The organism is Alistipes sp. An31A (assembly GCF_002159425.1).
Classification (GTDB): Bacteria; Bacteroidota; Bacteroidia; order Bacteroidales; family Rikenellaceae; genus Alistipes; species Alistipes excrementigallinarum.
In genome coordinates, this window is the sequence record NZ_NFIO01000004.1 from 91,272 (window position 1) to 109,679 (window position 18,408).

The window sequence follows — 18,408 nt, forward strand, 5'->3', positions numbered from 1 at the left end:
TGCGTTTGTTGTATCACAGGACTAAAAGGACAAAGGGATGGAAGTAGTATTTTTCGGAACGCAGCCCTACGACAGGGAGTCGTTCGATACCATTAATAACAACGGAGCCTATGGCTTCGATATTGTCTACCACCACAGCCATTTAACCCCCGATAATGCGGTTTTGGCACGCGGAGCCGAGGCCGTATGCATCTTCGTCAACGATACGGCCGATGCTGCGGCCATCCGGCGGCTGGCCGACGAGGGGGTGCGGCTCATTGCGCTGCGCTGCGCGGGCTTCAACAACGTCGACCTCAAGGCGGCGGCCGCGTGCGGCATCGGCGTGGTCCGCGTACCGGCCTATTCGCCCCATGCCGTGGCCGAACACGCCGTGGCGCTGCTGCTGGCGCTCGACCGCAAGGTGCACCGGGCCTACTGGCGGACGCGCGACGGCAACTTCTCGCTGCACGGACTGCTGGGCTTTGACCTCTACGGCAAGACGGCCGGCGTCGTCGGCACGGGCCGCATCGCCCGGGCGCTGATTGGCATTCTGAAGGGGTTCGGCATGGAGGTGCTGGCCTACGACATCTGTCCCGACGAGGAGTATGCCCGGACGGCGGGCATCACCTACGTCACGCTCGACGAGCTGTACCGCCGCTCGGATGTCATCTCGCTCCACTGCCCGCTGACCGAGCAGACGCGCTACATGATTAACGCCGACTCGATTGCCCGCATGAAGCCGGGGGTTGTGCTGCTCAACACGGGCCGCGGACAGCTCATCCATACCGAGGCGCTCATCGAGGGGCTGAAGCAGCGGCGCATCGGTGCGGCCGGTCTCGATGTCTACGAGGAGGAGGCCGCCTACTTCTACGAGGATACCTCGGACCGCATCATGAGCGACGACGTGCTGGCGCGTCTGCTGTCGTTCAACAACGTGCTGGTGACCTCGCATCAGGGCTTCTTCACACGCGAGGCGCTTGACAACATCGCCCGCACGACGCTCGACAACATCCGCACCTTCGCTTCGGGGGCTCCGCTGGTTAACGAGGTGCGCTTCGAAGCCTGAGTGCCGGGTCGGGATTCGCTTCAAGGTGGCTGCTCCTGTTTTCGTCGGGACGGGCCCGGCGGCTGCGGGACGACTGCTTTTGGATGCGTTTGAGGCCCGCAGCTCTTGCAACAGAGAAAACCGAATCAATCGAAACGGTATGAAAAAGATACTGGTGATATCGTCGAATCCGCGTCGGGACGACAACTCCGACACGCTCTGCGCCCGGTTCCGGGCCGGGGCGGCCGAGGCGGGCCACGAGGTGGCCGAGGTGCTTCTCGGTGACCTTCGAATCGACCCCTGCCTGGGGTGCGGCAACTGCAGCGTCGAAGGCGGTGTCTGCCCGCTGCAGGACGATATGGCCCATCTGGCCTCGCGGATGGTCGGCTCGGAGGTCATCGTGCTCGATACGACGCCGCGGGCCTGCGCAATGGGCGGCCCGATGAAGAACTTCATCGACCGCTGCTGTGGCTGCCGTCACGAAATCCGTGCGAAGGAGTTCTGCATCCTCCTTACGGCTGCGGGGCGGGATGTGTGGCAGGCGGAGCGCACCGTCAATCGGCTGCGTGGCTTTGTCGGCAGTTTCGACTCTTCGCCTCTGAAGGGGATAGTCTGCGACGCCGCCCGGCGGCCGGGAGCCTCCGGGTCGGAACAGCCCCTGCAGGAGGCCTGCGAGTTGGGTCGGAGCTGCTGATTGGCAGTCTCTGTCGGACATAACAAAGCAAGCCGCCGCAACGGAATTTTGGAACCGTTGCGGCGGCTTCTTTTTTGGAGGGGCGCTACCCTGCTGCTCCTGCCCTTAGGCGGCTTTGGCCGTAGAACCGGCAACCCTGCCGGCAGAGCTGCCCGCACTGTCGGTTACTCTTCGCTGTCTTTCTTGTCGGGAATGGGATATGGCAGCTCGGCCGCTTTGTCGCCCATCTGCTCGAGATAGGCATCGTACATGTCGAGAATCCAGGCGTCGTTCTCCTCGGCCTCCTTCTTGTGGACCTTGCCTTCGGAGCCCTTGAACCACTTCTTGCAGAACTCCTTCAGACCGGGATAGCGGTCCTTCATCAGCACCGAGTTGACCAGCATGTAGGGATAGACAATCCCTTCGGGGTCGTTGTGGAAGCGGACGCCGTAGTTGGTCTGGAGCGAGCGGCCCATGCCGTTGAATCCCGATGCGACCCAGATTTTCCACCAGTAGGTTGTGGCGTTTTTGCCCACCTTGTCGACGCAGAAGAGCCGCTGCATCGTGTGGTAGCGGCTTGCAAAGTTGGGCCGGGCGAGCGGATGCGACTCCCAGCGCAGACCGTCGGGATGGTCCGCCGTGGTCTCCACGTAGTCGATGCTCACCACATCGTCTGCAGTATATTGAATCGGCTCCTTGTCATCGGGTGTCCGGGTCAGCTTGAACGAGTAGTTCTCCTTCTTGAAGACCGAATTTTCGGCATGCCAGCCCCTGTGGACATAGCAGTCGACCTTTTCGCCCGACTTGAGGGTGACAATCACGTGGTCCGACTCCGCATCCGCGGGTTTCCGGGCTTCGGCATGCGTCGCGATGCCGACGGTGGCCGCCAGGGCCAGCGCACAAAGGAAGAACGATTTCATACGGCACTATTCTTTTACAGGTTTTTCTTCGTCTGCGGGACAGTAGTTTTCGAGCATCAGAATCGTCCGGCTGCGGTCGCGGCTCTCCGACCGGAGAATCTCGGCGGACAGTGCGGGGTCATCGGCCACGTAGGCGGCCACCGACTCGCGGAAGCGCCCCTTGCCCTGACGGCTGGCCGACCCCGCGTCGTAGAACTCCTCCTCGCCTGCCTTGCGCAGGTAGTAGGCCGTGCGCGAACGGCTCAGCGAGCGGTACTTGACCAGCACCTCGATGCCTCCGTTCGAGTCGATGCCGTAGCCCTTCTGCGCAAAGACTCCGACGCAGATGTACGGCGTCTCGAAGTAGACCCACAGCCAGCCGACCCCGGGTGCCGGGATGAACTTCTGCCGGTGTTCGGGCGCCGTTGCGTGCCAGCAGACCATCGAGTCAATCTCCTCGTAGCGGTAGACCTCCTTGCTCTTGTCCTTGTAGAAGGCACGACGCAGCAGTTTGACGTCCTGTGCGTGTTTGGGGAGTTTGATTCGGTCCTTTTCGCCGCATTCGATGATGCGTCCGTCCTTGAGATAGATGCGCCCCTGGACGGTCGAGGCGGCGTTTACTGAACTGATTGTCAGGACGCTAAGAAGCGTCAACAGCGTGATGCGAAAAATCCGGATGTTCATGGTTTGACGTGTGGTTGGATATCGGGGCGGTCGAGGCGTCGGGTGTGGCGGCAGCTCTCTGCAGCTGCGGATGCACCATCCGTCTGGGTGCGGCGTTTCGGCCGATACGTAAAGATAGAAAAAAATGAGTATTTCGGCAAGCCCGACCCCGCATAATTTTACTGCCGGGCGGTTTTTGCCGGCCTGCCGCTGCTTTGTCGGGCTTGGCTCCGCGGCTTGCCGGGGATGGTTCTTACGTGGCATCGGACCCCACACAACCACTGATGCAGAAAAAAAAGAGGAGCATCCCCTTTCTGGGAAAACTCCTCCTCTGGAGCGGAAAGCGGGATTCGAACCCGTGACCCTCAGCTTGGGAAGCTGATGCTCTACCGACTGAGCTATTTCCGCATTCGGAGTACAAAGATACTCCGATTTTCCGATATTTCAAGCATTCCGCGCCGGAATTTTCATCATCCCAGCACTTTTTGCAGCGAGGCGAGGTTGCGCTCGTTCTGAAGTTTGCGCCCCTCGGCCGTATAGAGGTAGTCGATTCTGTCGCGGAAGTGCTCCTCGACCTTGCCGCGGACAACCTTCATCGAGCTGTTGACCAGTCCGTTGCGTTCCGTAAAGGGCTCGTCGACAATGGCCAGACCCGCCGGAAGCCACCGCTCGGGGAATTCGCCTGCGAAGATGCCGCCCGAGCGGTAGCGGTCGATTTCGCCGCCGAGAATCGCGGCCGCGGTGGCGGCCCGCTCGGCTGGAGCCGTGCCGCGCGCCTCCAGCTCGCGGAGCAGCGCGTCGCGGTTGGGCACGACGATGGCACCCGTGAAGGGGCTCTGGTTGTTGTAAATCAGAATCTGGTCGATGAAGGGCGACTTGTCGACGATGGCCTCCTCCATCCCCTCGGGGCTGTACTTCTCGCCGTCGGAGGCGATGAGCAGGCTCTTGAAGCGTCCCAGCACGTAGAGGAACTCGTCCTTAGAGACGTAGCCCATGTCGCCCGTGTGGAGCCATCCATCGCGCACGGTGGCGGCCGTCGCCTCGGGGTTCTTCCAGTAGCCGGCCATGACATTCTCGCCGCGGATGATGATTTCACCCTTCTCGCCGTGCGGGAGCTCGTGCCCCTGCTCGTCGACGATTTTCAGGTCGAGCGGGATGAGTATCTTGCCCGACGAGCCGAAGCGGTGCCAATGGTATTTGGGCGAGTTGGTCGAGATGACGGGCGTCGCCTCCGAGAGGCCGTAACCCTGGAACATCGGGATGCCGATGGCGTAGAAGAAGCGCTGCAGCTCGGCGTCGAGCAGCGCACCGCCGCCGACGAAGAACTTCAGACTGCCGCCGAAGGCCTCGCGGACCTTGCGGAAGAGGAACAGGTCGAAGAGCTTGACCGCGGGCCAGAGCACGAAGCGCCACCCCTTGCCGCGGCTGTAGCCGTCCTGGTTGTAGCAGTAGGCCGTGCGGAGCGCCAGTTCGAAGAGCCGCTCGGCGGCGGGTCCCTTGGCGCGGATGGAGCTCTCGATGTTCTTGCGGAAGTTCTTGGCCAGCGCCGGTACCGAGAGCAGGAAGTGCGGCCGCACCTCGCGGATGTTGAGCGGGATGTTCTTGAGCGTCTCCATCGGCGTGGCGCCCACCTGTACGGTAGCTACCGAGGCGCCGCAGGCTATCATGATGTAGAATCCCACGACGTGGGCGAAGCAGTGGTCCAGCGGCAGGATGATGAGCGTGCGGTACCACGACGGGATGTCGATGCGCGAGAGCGACTGCTCGACGTTGGCCGTATAGTTGCGGTGCGTCAGCACGACCCCCTTGGGGTCCGAGGTGGTGCCCGACGTATAGGTGATGGTGGCGTAGTCGTCGTTCTGGATAGCCTGCCCGATGGCAAGGAAGCGGTCGCGCTGGTCGGCCAGGTAGGCGCGGCCGAGCCGCTTGAGGGTTCCCAGCGCCATCTCCCCCGCTTCGAGCGGAATGTGGCCGAAGACGATGATGTGCTGCAGCTCGGGCAGCTGGCCGACGATGCGGCGGATTTTCGGCAGCTGGTACTTCGAAACGAAGATGGTCTTCACCTCGGCGTGGCGCAGCCGGAACAGCAGGTCGTTCGACTCCTCGAGCTTGACCGAGAGCGGCACGCTGATGCAGCCGGCATAGAAGAGGCCGAGCTCCGAGATAATCCAGGCGTTGCACCCCTCCGAGAGGATGGCTACCTTCTCCTTGGGGCGGATGCCGATGGCGGCCAGGCCGGCTCCCACCTCGAGCGCCTGCTCGCGGGTCTCGGCATAGGTCGTCGGTTCGAACTTGTGGTGGCGCTTCTCGAGCAGGAAGGTCTTCTCCCCGTACCGGGCGACCGATGATTCAAAGAGGTCGATGATGGTTTTCTTCATGGGGTTAATCCATTTTGAGGACGGCGAGAAAGGCCGACTGGGGAACCTCGACGTTGCCGATTTGACGCATGCGTTTCTTGCCTCGCTTCTGCTTCTCCAGAAGTTTGCGCTTGCGCGTGATGTCACCGCCGTAGCACTTGGCCGTCACATCCTTGCGCACCGCCTTGACCGTCTCGCGGGCGATAATCTTGGCGCCGATGGCCGCCTGGATGGCGATGTCGAACTGCTGCCGGGGGATGAGCTCCTTGAGCTTTTCGCACATCTTGCGGCCGAAGTCGTAGGCGTGGTCGGCGTAGATGAGCGACGAGAGGGCGTCGACCGGTTCACCGTTGAGCAGGATGTCCAGCTTGGCCAGCTTCGAGGGCTGGTAGCCCGTGCGGTGGTAGTCGAACGACGCGTAGCCTTTCGAGATGCTCTTGAGCTTGTCGTAGAAGTCAAAGACAATCTCCGAAAGCGGCATGTCGAAGTTGATTTCCACGCGGTCCTGCGTGATGAAGGTCTGGTTCTTCATCACGCCGCGCTTGTCGATGCAGAGCTTGATGACGTTGCCCAGGAAGTCCGCCTTGGTGATAATCTGGGCGAGGATGTAGGGCTCCTCGATTTTGGCAATCTTCGTGATTTCGGGCAGTCCCGAGGGGTTGTGCACCTCGAGCACCTCGCCTTGCGTGGTGGTGATGCGGTAGGAGACGTTCGGCACGGTGGTGATGACGTCCATGTCGAACTCGCGGTAGAGCCGCTCCTGGATAATCTCCATGTGGAGCAGTCCGAGGAAGCCGCACCGGAAGCCGAAGCCGAGCGCCAGCGAGCTCTCGGGCTCGAACGTCAGTGAAGCGTCGTTGAGCTGCAGCTTCTCGAGCGAGGCGCGCAGGTCCTCGTACTGGTCGGCCTCGACCGGGTAGACGCCGGCGAAGACCATCGGCTTGACATCCTCGAAGCCGGCGATGGCCTCGTGGGCGGGGTTCTCCACCGAGGTGATTGTGTCGCCGACCTTGACGTCGGACGAGGTCTTGATGCCCGAGCAGATATACCCCACGTCTCCGGCGCAGACCTTGTCGCGGGGCTGCATCTTGAGCTTCAGTACGCCCACCTCGTCGGCGTCGTACTCGCTGCCCGTGTTGAAGAACTTGACGTGCTCGCCCTTGCGGAGCGTGCCGTTGAAGATGCGGTAATAGGCGATGATGCCGCGGAAGGGGTTGAACACCGAGTCGAAGATGAGCGCCTGCAGCGGGGCATTCTCGTCGCCCTTGGGGGCGGGAATGCGCTGGACGATGGCTTCGAGCACCTCTTCGATGCCGGCACCCGTCTTGCCCGAGGCGAGCAGAATCTCCTCCTCCTTGCAGCCCAGCAGGTCGACGACCTGGTCCTTCACCTCGTCAATCATCGCCGACTCCATGTCGATTTTGTTGAGCACGGGGATAATCGTGAGGTCGTGCCCCACGGCCAGATAGAGGTTCGAGATGGTCTGTGCCTGGATGCCCTGCGTGGCGTCGACGACCAGCAGCGCCCCCTCGCACGAGGCTATGGCACGCGAGACCTCGTAGGAGAAGTCGACGTGCCCCGGCGTGTCGATGAGGTTGAGCGTATAGAGTTCTCCGTCGCTGGCGCGGTACTCCATCTGGATGGCGTGGCTCTTGATGGTGATGCCCTTTTCGCGCTCGAGCTCCATGTCGTCGAGCACTTGGGCCTGCATCTCGCGCTGGTTGAGCGTGTTGGTCTTTTCGAGCAGGCGGTCGGCAAGCGTACTCTTGCCGTGGTCGATGTGGGCTATGATGCAGAAGTTGCGGATGTTTTTCATGTCGTGGCGGAAAAATTCATGCAAATATACGAACTTTTTCGGAAACCGAAGGGACTCCGTGCCCGCAGCGGCGCGATTTTCGGCGGCTTGTTCGCCGTGCAGGGGCTTTTTGCGGGTCGGTGGTGTCGGAACCGGTGTCGGAACCGGTGTCGTGCGGCGGGCGGAATCGGTGCGGCCGGCTTCGCGGCGGAGGGTCGGGGCTGGGAGGCTGCGGAAAGGTTTGCGGGACGGAAGCGTGGATTTTGTCGTCTGGACGGAATTTTTTATCTTTGCCCTTCGGTTAAGGTTAAACAGGTTAATTAAATCACATAACATGCTGAGCAGACAGATTGCTCCCCGGCTGAGGGAGTTTGAGACCCCGTTCTATCTCTACGACATCGCGCTGCTGCGTCAGACGCTAGAAAGCGTCGTCTCGGAGTCGAAAAAATACGATTACAAGGTTCACTACGCCATCAAGGCCAACTACGACGACCACCTGCTTGCGGTCATCCGCGAGTACGGGCTCGGCATCGACTGCGCCTCGGGCAACGAGCTGCGCAAGGCCGTAGAGGCGGGCTTCGACCCCCGCGGCATCGTCTATGCCGGCGTGGGCAAACGCGACAAGGAGCTGCGCTACGCCATCGAGCAGGGCATCATGGCCATCAACTGCGAATCCATCGAGGAGCTGGAGCTGGTCGACCTGCTTGCGGCCGAGGCGGGGCGTGTGACCGACGTGGCGCTGCGCATCAACCCCGACATCGACCCCAAGACCAACCACTGCATCGACACGGGACAGGCCGACAGCAAGTTCGGCATCTCGTACGAGGAGGTGCTGGCCCATGCCGAGTGGATTAAGTCGCTGTCGCACATTAGCATCGTCGGCATCCACCTGCATATCGGCTCGCAGATTCGCGAGCTGCACGTCTTCGAGAACATGTGCCACAAGGTCAACGCCATCGTGGCCAACCTCGAGGCGCTGGGCTTCTCGTTCCGCTTTGTCGACGTGGGCGGCGGCCTGGGCATCAACTACGACGTGCCCGAGAACGAGCCGATTCCCAACTTCGCCTCCCTCTTCTCGATTGTCCACACCCATCTGCAGGTGGGCGGCCGCGAGGTGCACTTCGAGTTCGGCCGTTCGATTGTCGGCGAGTGCGGCGAGTTGATTACCTCGGTGCTCTTCAACAAGACCACGGCCACGGGCCGCAAGCTGGTGATTGTCGACGCCAGCATGACCGAACTGATTCGTCCGGCGCTCTATGGCTCCTACCACAACATTGAGAACGTCACCTCCGAGGCCGAGACACGCGAGAAGTATACGGTGGTGGGTACGGCCTGCGAATCGACCGACGTCTTCGACGAGAACGTGACGCTGCGCACGACCCGCCGCGGCGACCTGCTCTCCATCAAGTCGGCCGGCGCCTACGGCATGTCGATGGCCTCGCGCTACAACCTGCACGACCTGCCCGGCGCGGTCTATAGCGACGAACTGTAGCCGGGACTTGTAGCCGGTCGGCTGAATCGACCGGGCGCCTGCTACCCTGCCGGGCCGCCAGTTCTACCGTCGGTCCGCCCGCTGCCCCGCCGGCAGCCGGCTCTTTTGCGGGTGGTCGGCTCTCCTGCCGGTGGCCTGCTTCATGTCGGCCTCACCCCTATCGGCGGCCTGCTTTTTCTGTCGGGTTGCCGGCTGAACTCCGGCCGGTGACGTAATCCGACCCCAAAACCGTGAACGAATCATGTGGCTGACTCTTGCCTTTACCTCTGCCGCCCTGCTGGGCCTCTACGACGTGGCCAAAAAGCGGGCGCTGACGGACAACGCCGTGTTGCCCGTCCTGCTGCTCAATACGCTTTTTTCGAGCCTGCTCTTCGTCCCGGTCATCGTGGCTGCGGAGTGCGGTCTGGGATGGTTCGACGGGACGCTGCTCGAGAGTGTCCCGGGTGATGCACATGCTCACGCGCTGGTTGCGCTCAAGTCGGCCATCGTGCTGGTGTCGTGGGTATTCGGATACTTCGCCATGAAACATCTCCCGCTCACCATCGTGGGCCCCATCAACGCCACGCGTCCCGTCATGGTGCTCGTCGGCGCGATGCTGCTCTTCGGCGAGCGGCTCAACGGCTACCAGTGGGTCGGTGTGGCACTGGCGCTGCTGTCGCTCTTTCTGCTGAGCCGTTCGGGACGGCGCGAAGGGGTCGATTTCGCCCACAACGTCTGGATACTCTGCATCGCGGCCGCCGCAGTCATGGGGGCCGTCAGCGGTCTCTACGACAAGTACATCATGGCGCGGCTCGACCCGGTCTTCGTCCAGAGTTGGTACAACTTCTACCAGCTGCTGATGATGGGCACGGTGGTCGGCCTGCTCTGGTGGCCCCGCCGCCGCACGACCACCCCGTTCCACTGGAGCTGGGCCATTCCGCTCATCTCAATCTTCCTCTCGCTGGCCGACTTCGCCTACCTGACGGCGCTGGGCGAAGAGGGGGCGATGATTTCGGTGGTCTCGATGGTGCGCCGCGGCTCGGTGGTGGTTTCGTTCTGCTGCGGGGCGCTGCTCTTCCACGAGCGGAATCTGCGGGCTAAGGCGCTCGACCTGCTCTTCATTCTGGTCGGCATGTTCTTCCTCTGGCTCGGCTCGCGCTGAGCGGAGCGGTGACCGGACCGTTCGCCGGCGGACAAAAAAAGTGAGCGGACTGCCTCGGGGCGGTTCGCTCACTCATTTTGTTGTTAGAGGTGCTCTTCAGATGAGCTTCTCCAGCTGGGAGAGGGTCTTCGAAATCTCGGCGTCCGAGGGCGAGTAGTCCTTCAGCGCCCCGGCCAGATACTGCTCGTAGGCATAGAGGTCGATGACGCCGTTGCCCGAGAGGTTGAAGAGGATTGTCTTTGCGCGCCCCTCCTCCCTGGCCCGAAGGGCTTCGCGGATGGTGGCGGCGATGGCATGGGTCGACTCCGGAGCCGGGATGATGCCCTCGGTTCGGGCGAAGAGGATGCCGGCGGCCAGCGTCTCGTTCTGCGGAATGGATTGGGCCTCGATGAGCCCGTCCTTGAGCAGCTGGCTGACGATGGCTCCCGCTCCGTGGTAGCGCAGTCCGCCGGCGTGGATGTCCGAGGGCTGGAAGTTGTGCCCGAGCGTATACATCGGAATCAGCGGCGTGTATCCGGCCACATCGCCGAAATCGTACTGGAATGCTCCGCGGGTGAGTTTCGGGCAGCTCTCAGGTTCGACGGCGATTGCCCGTATCTTCTTGCCCTCGACGAAATTCCTGCGCAGGAAGGGGAAGCTGATGCCGGCGAAGTTGCTGCCGCCGCCGAAGCAGCCAATCACCATGTCGGGCTCGGCGTCGGCCATCTCCATCTGTGCGACGGCCTCCTGTCCGATGACCGTCTGGTGGAGCAGCACGTGGTTCAGCACGCTGCCCAGGCAGTAGCGCGTATCCTCGGGGCTGCGCAGCGCCACCTCCACGGCCTCCGAGATGGCCAGTCCGAGGCTTCCCGAGCAGTCGGGGTCGCGCTTGAGGGCGGCCCGGCCCGATTCGGTGAGCGTCGAGGGCGATGCCACGCATTCGGCGCCCCACGTGTTCATCATTAGCCGCCGGTAGGGCTTCTGGTTGTAGCTGACCTTGACCATGAAGACCTGAAGGTCGATGCCGAAGTGCTTGGCCGCGAAGGCGATTGATGCTCCCCACTGTCCGGCTCCGGTCTCGGTGGTCAGATGCTTGATGCCCTGCTTGTGGTTGTAGTAGGCCTGCGGTACGGCCGTGTTGGGCTTGTGCGAGCCGGCCGGCGAGACGCTCTCGTTCTTGAAGTAAATCCTGGCGGGGGTGTCGAGGGCCTTTTCGAGCGCCGTGGCGCGGACGAGCGGCGTGGGTCTCCAGATTTTATAGATTTCCTGCACCTCTTCCGGGATGTCGATGAAGCGCTCGGTCGACATCTCCTGGTCGATGAGCTCTTCGGCGAAGATGGCCGACATCTGCTCCTTGGTGACGGGCTCCTTGGTGGCGGGATTCAGGGGCGGCAGGGGCTTGTTGGGCATGTCGGCTACGATGTTGTACCATTGGGTGGGCATTTGACGCTCGGAGAGGCAGATTTTTTTCGTTTCCATGGCGTTGAAATTTTAGAAGATTTTGAGATTGAGTTTTGATACGGATATGAAAAAAACCGTTGCTTACGATTCGTAAACAACGGGTTTCAAGTGTGTATCCTTGGGGTCTCACCACACATGCGACGGGGCGCACTCATTGTTCACGAGCGTCAACGGGTGCCACCACCAAGCCTGTATGTTGAAATTGCAGAACATTCTTTCGAATTGCTTGAAACAAAAGTAATGTTTCGAAACGAAAAAAGCAACCGTTTCGCGGATTATTTTCGCAAAAAAAGCAGACACCTATTTATAGAATTTGTGGCAGGAGGCGCTTATGCCCCACCTTTGGACCGTATCCGCGGCGGTCGCGGATGTTGACGCCTTCTGCAGCTGGCGGATTGGCGTCCGGACCGCGCGTGACGCTGCGCGACGGAGGGGTTACCTGCTCTCGGAGAACCGTTTCCGCGTGAAAACTGCGGAAAAAGCCGCCGAGTTCCGGAAAAATTTGTATTTTTGCATGATAATCTGCAAAATCAAAACACAACGATATGAATATTTCGTATAACTGGCTTAGACGTTACCTCGACACTTCGCTGACGGCGGAGCAGATTTCCGCGATTCTGACGGACATCGGCCTCGAGGTCGAAGGGTTCGAGAAAATCGAAACCATACGCGGCGGTCTGAAGGGCGTCGTGGTCGGCGAGGTGCTGACCTGCGTCGACCATCCCGATTCGGACCACCTCCACATAACGACGGTCGACGTGGGAAGCGGCGAGCCGCTCCAGATTGTCTGCGGCGCCGCCAACTGCCGTGCGGGGCTCAAGGTGCTCTGCGCCACCGTAGGTTCGGTGCTCTACCCCAACGGCGGCGAGGAGGAGTTCAAAATCAAGCGCAGCAGGATTCGCGGCGTGGAGTCGCTCGGCATGCTCTGTGCCGAGGACGAGCTGGGTGTCGGCTCGTCGCACGCGGGCATCATGGAGCTTCCGGCCGATGCCGTCGTGGGTACGCCGGCCAAGGAGTTCCTCCACATCGAGGACGACTATCTGATTCAGATTGGTCTGACCCCCAACCGGGTCGATGCCGCCTCGCACATCGGCGTGGCGCGCGACCTGGCGGCCTACCTGCGCAGCCGCGGCGAGCAGGTCGAGGTGAAGTGGCCCGATGTTTCGGCCTTCGCCCCGGACAACCACAACCTCGAGATGCGCATCCGCGTCGAGAATACGGAGGCGGCCCCCCGCTATGCCGGCGTGACGGTGACGGGGTGCAAAATCGGCCCCTCGCCCGAGTGGATGCAGAACTGCCTCCGCGCGGCGGGCATCAACCCCAAGAACAACCTGGTCGACATCACCAACTTCGTCCTCTTCGAGCTGGGACAGCCGCTGCACGCCTTCGACGCCTCGAAAATCGAGGGGCATGAAATCGTCGTGCGCACCTGCGCCGAAGGGACCCCCTTCGTGACGCTCGACGGCGTGGAGCGCAAGCTCACGGCCAACGACCTGATGATTTGCTCGGCCGAGCGCCCGATGTGCATCGCCGGCGTCTTCGGCGGTCTGGATTCGGGCATCAGCGAGACGACGACCGACGTCTTCATCGAGAGCGCCTACTTCAACCCCGTATGGGTGCGCAAGACGGCCAAGCGGTTCGGTCTGAATACCGACTCGTCGTTCCGCTTCGAGCGCGGAGTGGACCCCAACCTGCAGATTTATGCAGCCAAGCGCGCCGCCCTGCTGATGAAGGAGCTCGCCGGCGGCACCATCTCGAGCGACATCACGGACATCTGCCCCGTTCCGGCCCGCGACTTCACCTTCGACGTCTCCTTCGCCCGCATCAATGCGCTCATCGGCAAGGAGCTGCCCGAGGAGACGGTCCGCACGATTCTCGATGCGCTGGAGGTGAAGATTCTCGCCGAGCACGACGGCGTGATGACGGTGGCCGTACCGCCCTACCGCGTTGACGTGCAGCGTGAGGCCGACCTCATCGAGGATATTCTCCGCATCTACGGCTACAACAACGTCGAGATTCCCGCTCGCGTGCGCTCGACGCTCTCCTATGCGCCCAAACCCGACCGCAACCGGCTGGTCAACCTGGCTGCCGACTTCCTGACCGACCGCGACTTCACGGAAATCATGTCCAACTCGCTCACGAAGGGGGCCTACTACGAGGGGCTGACGAGCTATCCGGCCGAGCACTGCGTGCGGATTCTCAACCCGCTGAGCGCCGACCTGAACGTGCTGCGCCAGACGCTGCTCTTCAACATGATGGAGGCCATCCAGCTCAACGTCAACCGCAAGAACGGCGACCTGAAGCTCTACGAGTTCGGCAACTGCTACTTCTACGATGCGTCGAAGCGCGGCGGCGAGCAGGCGTTGGCTCCCTACTCGGAGGGTTACCGCCTGGCGGTGGCCGTGACGGGTCTTGCCACGGAGCCTTCGTGGAACGTCAAGGCGGAGCATACCTCCTTCTTCACGCTGCGTGCTGTGGCCGAGCTGCTGCTGCGCCGCTTCGGCATCGACATCTACACGCTGAAGTGCGAGACGCTCGACAGCGACCTCTTCAGCGAGGCGCTGAGCATGTCGCTCAACGGCAAGGAGCTGCTACAAATCGGTTCGGTGAGCGCCCGGGTGCGCCGCGCAACCGATGTCAAGCAGCCGGTATACTTCATGGAGCTGAACTTCGACCTGCTGGTCAAGTCGACCCGGAAGCATCGCATTGCGGCCGAGGAGCTGTCGAAATACCCCGAGGTAAAGCGCGACCTGGCGCTGCTGGTCGACAAGTCGGTCACCTTCTCGGCGCTGCGCGATGTGGCCTTCGCTGCCGAGCGCAAGCTACTCAAGAGCGTTTCGCTCTTTGACGTCTACGAGGGCGACAAGCTGCCCGAGGGCAAGAAGTCCTATGCGCTGAGCTTCATCCTGGAGGACAAGAGCCGGACGCTCGACGAGAAGAGCATCGAGCGGGTGATGACCACCCTCGCGAAGCAGTTCGAGCAGCGGTGCGGCGCGCAGATTCGCGCCTGAAGCCTCTGACCGGGGCGGCGGCTCCGGCGGCCGTTCCGCGGTCTAGCGGGCCTCTGTCCGAAACAGTCCAAGAAAAAATCCTGTCGCAGATGGTGCGGCAGGATTTTTTTGTGTGCATGGATGCACGGCCCTCTTCCGGCTGAGGGGTCAGAGCACCGGCTTCACGACGGGCGGCTGGATGACGACGAAGGGGGTGCTGTTACCGCGGCAGGTCGCCACGAGCCGCACGGCCCTCACCGGCCGGTTGGGACGGAGCGTGATGCACCCCTTGTCGAGCGCTCCGGCCCGCTCGAAGCGTACGCCGTCGTAGGAGACCTCGGCATAGCCCGTGACGATGTGGGCGTTGGGCAGCTGCCGGTATCCCGTCTGGAGGAAGAGCTCGCGGCAGCGCAGCGGCATGTCGAAGGTGTAGAGCAGCCAGTCCTTCGGCCGGCAGGTGCGGCAGGTGCGGCTCATGCCGCGGTAGTGCTCGGCGTTCGAGGCCGGGAAGCGCTCGCTCAGGGGCATCGACGAGGTGAGCTTCCACGAGGGGGTGACGGTGCGGTAGAAGGAACGGTCGGCCGCCTCGGGGCTGCGGCCTGTGCCGCGGCGCGTGAAGAAGCGGTAGCGGTACGGCTGCGTGGTGGCGATGGGGCCGGTATAGGAATGCTCCTCGGGCGACGAGTCGACGAGGTAGCAGAGCGTCGAGCCGTCGTCGGTCGAGGCCGTGAGCTCGCCGTTGCGGCAGGAGACCGTCGGCGGGAAGAGGCGGAAGCGGATGCCCATGGCCGTCATGCGGTCGTAGTGCTCCCCGACCAGTTCGCGGTAGTAGGACTCCCACCCCGCCTCGTTGCCGCTCCAGGCCAGGCGCGAGAGGGCGCACAGGCGCGGGAAGGTCATGTAGTCGAGGTAGTCGGGCTTTTCGGGCTCGTGCGAGACGTAGGCCTCGCTCCAGAAGGCCGCCTCGAGGCCCTCTACGTGGCGCATCCGCTCGGCATTGAAGCCTTCGCGGGCGAAGTCGAAGTTGTAGGTGGTGCGGGCATCGAAGACGGCGGCCCAGCTGTGGCCCTCCTCGTGGGGCGACTGCCGCATGTCGAAGTAGAAGCTCGTTGCGGGCATCACCACCGTCGGATACCCCTTGTCGACGGCATCGAGGCAGGCCCGGACGCTCTCCCAGCCGTGGACGCGGCTCGTGCGCGCCGGTCCGCCGCGCTTGACCGCTTCGTTCCAGAGTGCCGGCCTCTTGCCGTGGGCGGCGAGGATGTCGCTCATGCGCTGCATGAAGATATCCTCGAGCCGGTGCGGGTCGGTGATGCCGCGGCGCTCCATCAGCGCCCGGCAGTCGGGACAGCGCTCCCATTGCGAGGCATCGACCTCGTCGCCGCCGATGTGGATGTAGGGCGAGGGGAAGAGCGCGCAGAGCTCGCCGAGGATATCCTCGAGCAGACGGTAGTTCTCCTCGCGGGCCACGCACCATGCCGAACGGTAGTCGTAGCCGCATGTCGAGACCGTATCGGGACGGTAGTTGCAGCGAATCTCGGGATGGACCGAGGCGATGTTGCGGCTGTGCCCCGGAAGGTCGATTTCGGGGATGATTTCGATGTTGCGCGCCGCGGCGTAGGCAATCAGCTCGCGCATCTGCTCCTGGGTGTAGTAGCCACCGTACTTTTCGTCCCACTTTCCGTAGATGGGCCGCACGGGCGAGTCGCCGCCGCGGAAGCCGCCGATTTCGGTCAGCTCGGGGTGCGAGCGGATTTCGATGCGCCACCCTTCGTCATCGCTTAGATGAAGGTGCAACTTGTTTATGTTATGATACGAAAGCAGGTCTATGTAACGTTTCACATGAGGTGCATCCACCCACGTGCGGGCTACGTCGAGCATCATGCCCCGGTAGGCGAAGCGCGGAGCATCCTCGATGTGCAGCGTCGGCAGCCGGAGCGGCAGCGTGCACTCCCGGGCATAGACCTCGGGCGGCAGGAGGCGGAAGAGCTGCTGGATGCCGTTGAAGACGCCGCCGTAGGCGCCGCCCTCGATGGCGATGTGGTCGGGGAGGATGTCGAGCCGGTAGGCCTCCTCGCCGAGCGAGGGGTCGAGCGCCAGCACGAGCGCCGCGTCGGAGGCGTACTGCTCGCTTGCGCCCGCCAGCGGGAGGTACGAGCGCAGGTAGTCGGCCAGCGCCTCGAGCCCCTGTTCGTAGGTGACGAGCGTCGCTCGCGTGAAGAGAAACTCGCCTCCGAGGTCGGTACGGTGGGCCGGTGCGGGTTGTGCCTGGGCCGTCAGCGTGAGGAACCACAGGGCGGCCGCAGAGAGCAGATGACGTATTTTCATGGGGAAAATGGGTGTTTTTGTCTCGTGCAAAGTTATATTTTTTCCGCCGAATTCGTAACTTTGCCTCAATTATGGAGCGAAGGAGCGCTCCGGCCGTCATGCGGACGGCAGCCGCACGGAGACCTCCCGGCGGAGTGCGTCCGGATGCGGACAGGAAGTGTGAAACAGACGATTCAAAGATATTCAATCCTATGGAAGACAAACGTTTGGAGGCCACGGCCCGGCTGCTGGAGGTGATGAACACCCTGCGCCGTGAATGCCCGTGGGACCGCGAACAGACATTCGATTCGTTGCGGAGCAACACGATTGAGGAGACCTACGAACTGGCCGATGCGATTCTCGACCACAACATGGAGGGCATCAAGGAGGAGCTGGGCGACCTGCTGCTCCACGTGGTCTTCTACTCGAAACTGGGCGAGGAGCAGGGTGCGTTCGACTTTGCCGACGTGGCCAATGCGCTGTGCGACAAACTCATCTACCGCCATCCGCACGTCTACGGCGACATCCACGCCAATACGCCCGACGAGGTGAAGGAGAACTGGGAGGCGCTCAAACTGCGCAAGAAGAAGCGCAAGAGCGGCACGCTGGGCGGCGTGCCCCGTTCGCTGCCGGCGATGGTCAAGGCCTACCGCGTGGGCGAAAAGGCCGCCGCGACGGGCTTCGACTGGGAGCGCCGCGAGGATGTCTGGGCCAAGGTCAAGGAGGAGACCGCCGAGGTCGAGGCCGAAATCAACTCGAAAGACCACGAACGGCTCGAGGGCGAGTTCGGCGACCTCTTCTTCGCGCTCATCAACGCCTGCCGTCTCTACGGCGTCGACCCCGAGGCGGCGCTCGAACGGACGAACAAGAAGTTCATCCGCCGCTTCAACTACATGGAGGAGCACGCCGCCGCCGAGGGCCACATGCTGCACGACATGACCCTCGACCAGATGGAGGCGCTCTGGCAGCAGGCCAAGAAGGAGGAGTAGTCCGCTACCCTGCCCGATGCGGCCGGCCGGGCTGCCCTTTCCGAAAAACATGAAACAAAACACGTATACAAAAACGACATTTTCAATATGGCACTGATTCGAAAAGTACGCGGGCACGAGCCCGTCATTGGCGAGAACACCTTTGTGGCCGAGACGGCCGTCATCCTGGGCGATGTGACCATCGGTCACGACTGCTCGATTTGGTACAACACCGTGCTGCGCGGCGATGTGAACAAAATCGTCATCGGCGACCGTACGAACATCCAGGACGGTGTGGTGCTCCACACGATTTACGACAAGGCGAAGCACCCCTCGCAGACCATCATCGGCAACGACGTCTCGGTGGGTCACAACGCAACCATCCACGGAGCCATCATCGAGGACAACTGCCTCATTGGCATGGGCTCCACCATCCTCGACAATGCCCACGTCCCCTCGGGCTGCATCATTGCGGCCAATGCGCTGGTGCTCTCCAACGCTCAGCTGGAGCCCAACTCGGTCTACGCCGGTGTCCCGGCCCGCAAGGTCAAGGAGGTGACGCCCGAGCAGCGTGACGAAATCATCCGCCGGACGGCCCACGACTACATGCTCTATGCGTCGTGGTACACGAAGGAGGAGTAACCCCGCAGACGGAACGA

General features: G+C 62.4%; 13 protein-coding genes and 1 tRNA gene. 7 read left to right on the forward strand and 7 right to left on the reverse strand.

Translation table 11 applies throughout. From position 1 onward, the window contains the following. Positions 1 to 37 precede the first annotated feature (37 nt). Positions 38 to 1,045 (forward strand): 2-hydroxyacid dehydrogenase, encoded by a 1,008-nt coding sequence (locus tag B5F90_RS05450; protein ID WP_087361793.1) that lies wholly within the window; start codon positions 38 to 40, stop codon positions 1,043 to 1,045. A 139-nt stretch (positions 1,046 to 1,184) separates the two neighbouring features. Continuing rightward, the gene (locus tag B5F90_RS05455) at positions 1,185 to 1,718 is read left to right on the forward strand and encodes a flavodoxin family protein (protein ID WP_087361794.1); all 534 of its coding nucleotides are present in this window, start codon (positions 1,185 to 1,187) and stop codon (positions 1,716 to 1,718) included. A gap of 164 nt (positions 1,719 to 1,882) precedes the next feature. Here B5F90_RS05455 and B5F90_RS05460 read toward each other — a convergent pair whose 3' ends face one another. The 5 genes from B5F90_RS05460 to lepA form a co-directional block, all read right to left on the reverse strand. Next, positions 1,883 to 2,617, reverse strand: coding sequence for a hypothetical protein (locus tag B5F90_RS05460; protein WP_087361795.1), 735 nt, complete (start codon positions 2,615 to 2,617; stop codon positions 1,883 to 1,885). A 6-nt stretch (positions 2,618 to 2,623) separates the two neighbouring features. Further along, positions 2,624 to 3,280: a hypothetical protein gene (locus tag B5F90_RS05465; protein WP_143256109.1), complete on the reverse strand. Its 657-nt coding sequence runs from the start codon at positions 3,278 to 3,280 to the stop codon at positions 2,624 to 2,626. 311 nt (positions 3,281 to 3,591) lie between these two features. Continuing rightward, a tRNA-Gly gene (locus B5F90_RS05470) sits at positions 3,592 to 3,667 on the reverse strand. Between the two features lie 62 nt (positions 3,668 to 3,729). Further along, on the reverse strand, positions 3,730 to 5,637 hold the full coding sequence (locus tag B5F90_RS05475) for an AMP-binding protein (RefSeq protein ID WP_087361797.1): 1,908 nt from the start codon (positions 5,635 to 5,637) through the stop codon (positions 3,730 to 3,732). Between the two features lie 4 nt (positions 5,638 to 5,641). Continuing rightward, positions 5,642 to 7,432, reverse strand: coding sequence for a translation elongation factor 4 (gene lepA / locus B5F90_RS05480; RefSeq protein ID WP_087361798.1), 1,791 nt, complete (start codon positions 7,430 to 7,432; stop codon positions 5,642 to 5,644). 313 nt (positions 7,433 to 7,745) lie between these two features. Here lepA and lysA point away from each other — a divergent pair, with 313 nt between their 5' ends. Together lysA and B5F90_RS05490 are read left to right on the forward strand one after the other, a co-directional pair. Continuing rightward, positions 7,746 to 8,903: a diaminopimelate decarboxylase gene (gene lysA / locus B5F90_RS05485; protein WP_087361799.1), complete on the forward strand. Its 1,158-nt coding sequence runs from the start codon at positions 7,746 to 7,748 to the stop codon at positions 8,901 to 8,903. 241 nt (positions 8,904 to 9,144) lie between these two features. Next, complete coding sequence (locus tag B5F90_RS05490; protein WP_087361800.1) at positions 9,145 to 10,044, forward strand: DMT family transporter; 900 nt, start codon at positions 9,145 to 9,147, stop codon at positions 10,042 to 10,044. A 96-nt stretch (positions 10,045 to 10,140) separates the two neighbouring features. On the opposite strand, the gene B5F90_RS05495 is transcribed toward B5F90_RS05490, so the two are convergent. Further along, positions 10,141 to 11,502 (reverse strand): TrpB-like pyridoxal phosphate-dependent enzyme, encoded by a 1,362-nt coding sequence (locus tag B5F90_RS05495; protein ID WP_087361801.1) that lies wholly within the window; start codon positions 11,500 to 11,502, stop codon positions 10,141 to 10,143. A gap of 527 nt (positions 11,503 to 12,029) precedes the next feature. Between B5F90_RS05495 and pheT the strand changes: the two genes are divergently transcribed. Beyond that, positions 12,030 to 14,495 carry a phenylalanine--tRNA ligase subunit beta gene (gene pheT / locus B5F90_RS05500; RefSeq protein ID WP_087361802.1) on the forward strand — a complete coding sequence of 822 codons (2,466 nt, stop codon included), beginning with the start codon at positions 12,030 to 12,032 and terminating at the stop codon, positions 14,493 to 14,495. A gap of 147 nt (positions 14,496 to 14,642) precedes the next feature. Here pheT and B5F90_RS05505 read toward each other — a convergent pair whose 3' ends face one another. Further along, positions 14,643 to 16,802 carry a beta-N-acetylhexosaminidase gene (locus B5F90_RS05505; RefSeq protein ID WP_087361803.1) on the reverse strand — a complete coding sequence of 720 codons (2,160 nt, stop codon included), beginning with the start codon at positions 16,800 to 16,802 and terminating at the stop codon, positions 14,643 to 14,645. 191 nt (positions 16,803 to 16,993) lie between these two features. On the opposite strand from B5F90_RS05505, the gene mazG reads away from it, so the two are divergent. Next, the gene (mazG, locus tag B5F90_RS05510) at positions 16,994 to 17,770 is read left to right on the forward strand and encodes a nucleoside triphosphate pyrophosphohydrolase (RefSeq protein WP_087361804.1); all 777 of its coding nucleotides are present in this window, start codon (positions 16,994 to 16,996) and stop codon (positions 17,768 to 17,770) included. 87 nt (positions 17,771 to 17,857) lie between these two features. Continuing rightward, positions 17,858 to 18,391 (forward strand): gamma carbonic anhydrase family protein, encoded by a 534-nt coding sequence (locus tag B5F90_RS05515; protein ID WP_087361805.1) that lies wholly within the window; start codon positions 17,858 to 17,860, stop codon positions 18,389 to 18,391. Positions 18,392 to 18,408: the final 17 nt, after the last annotated feature.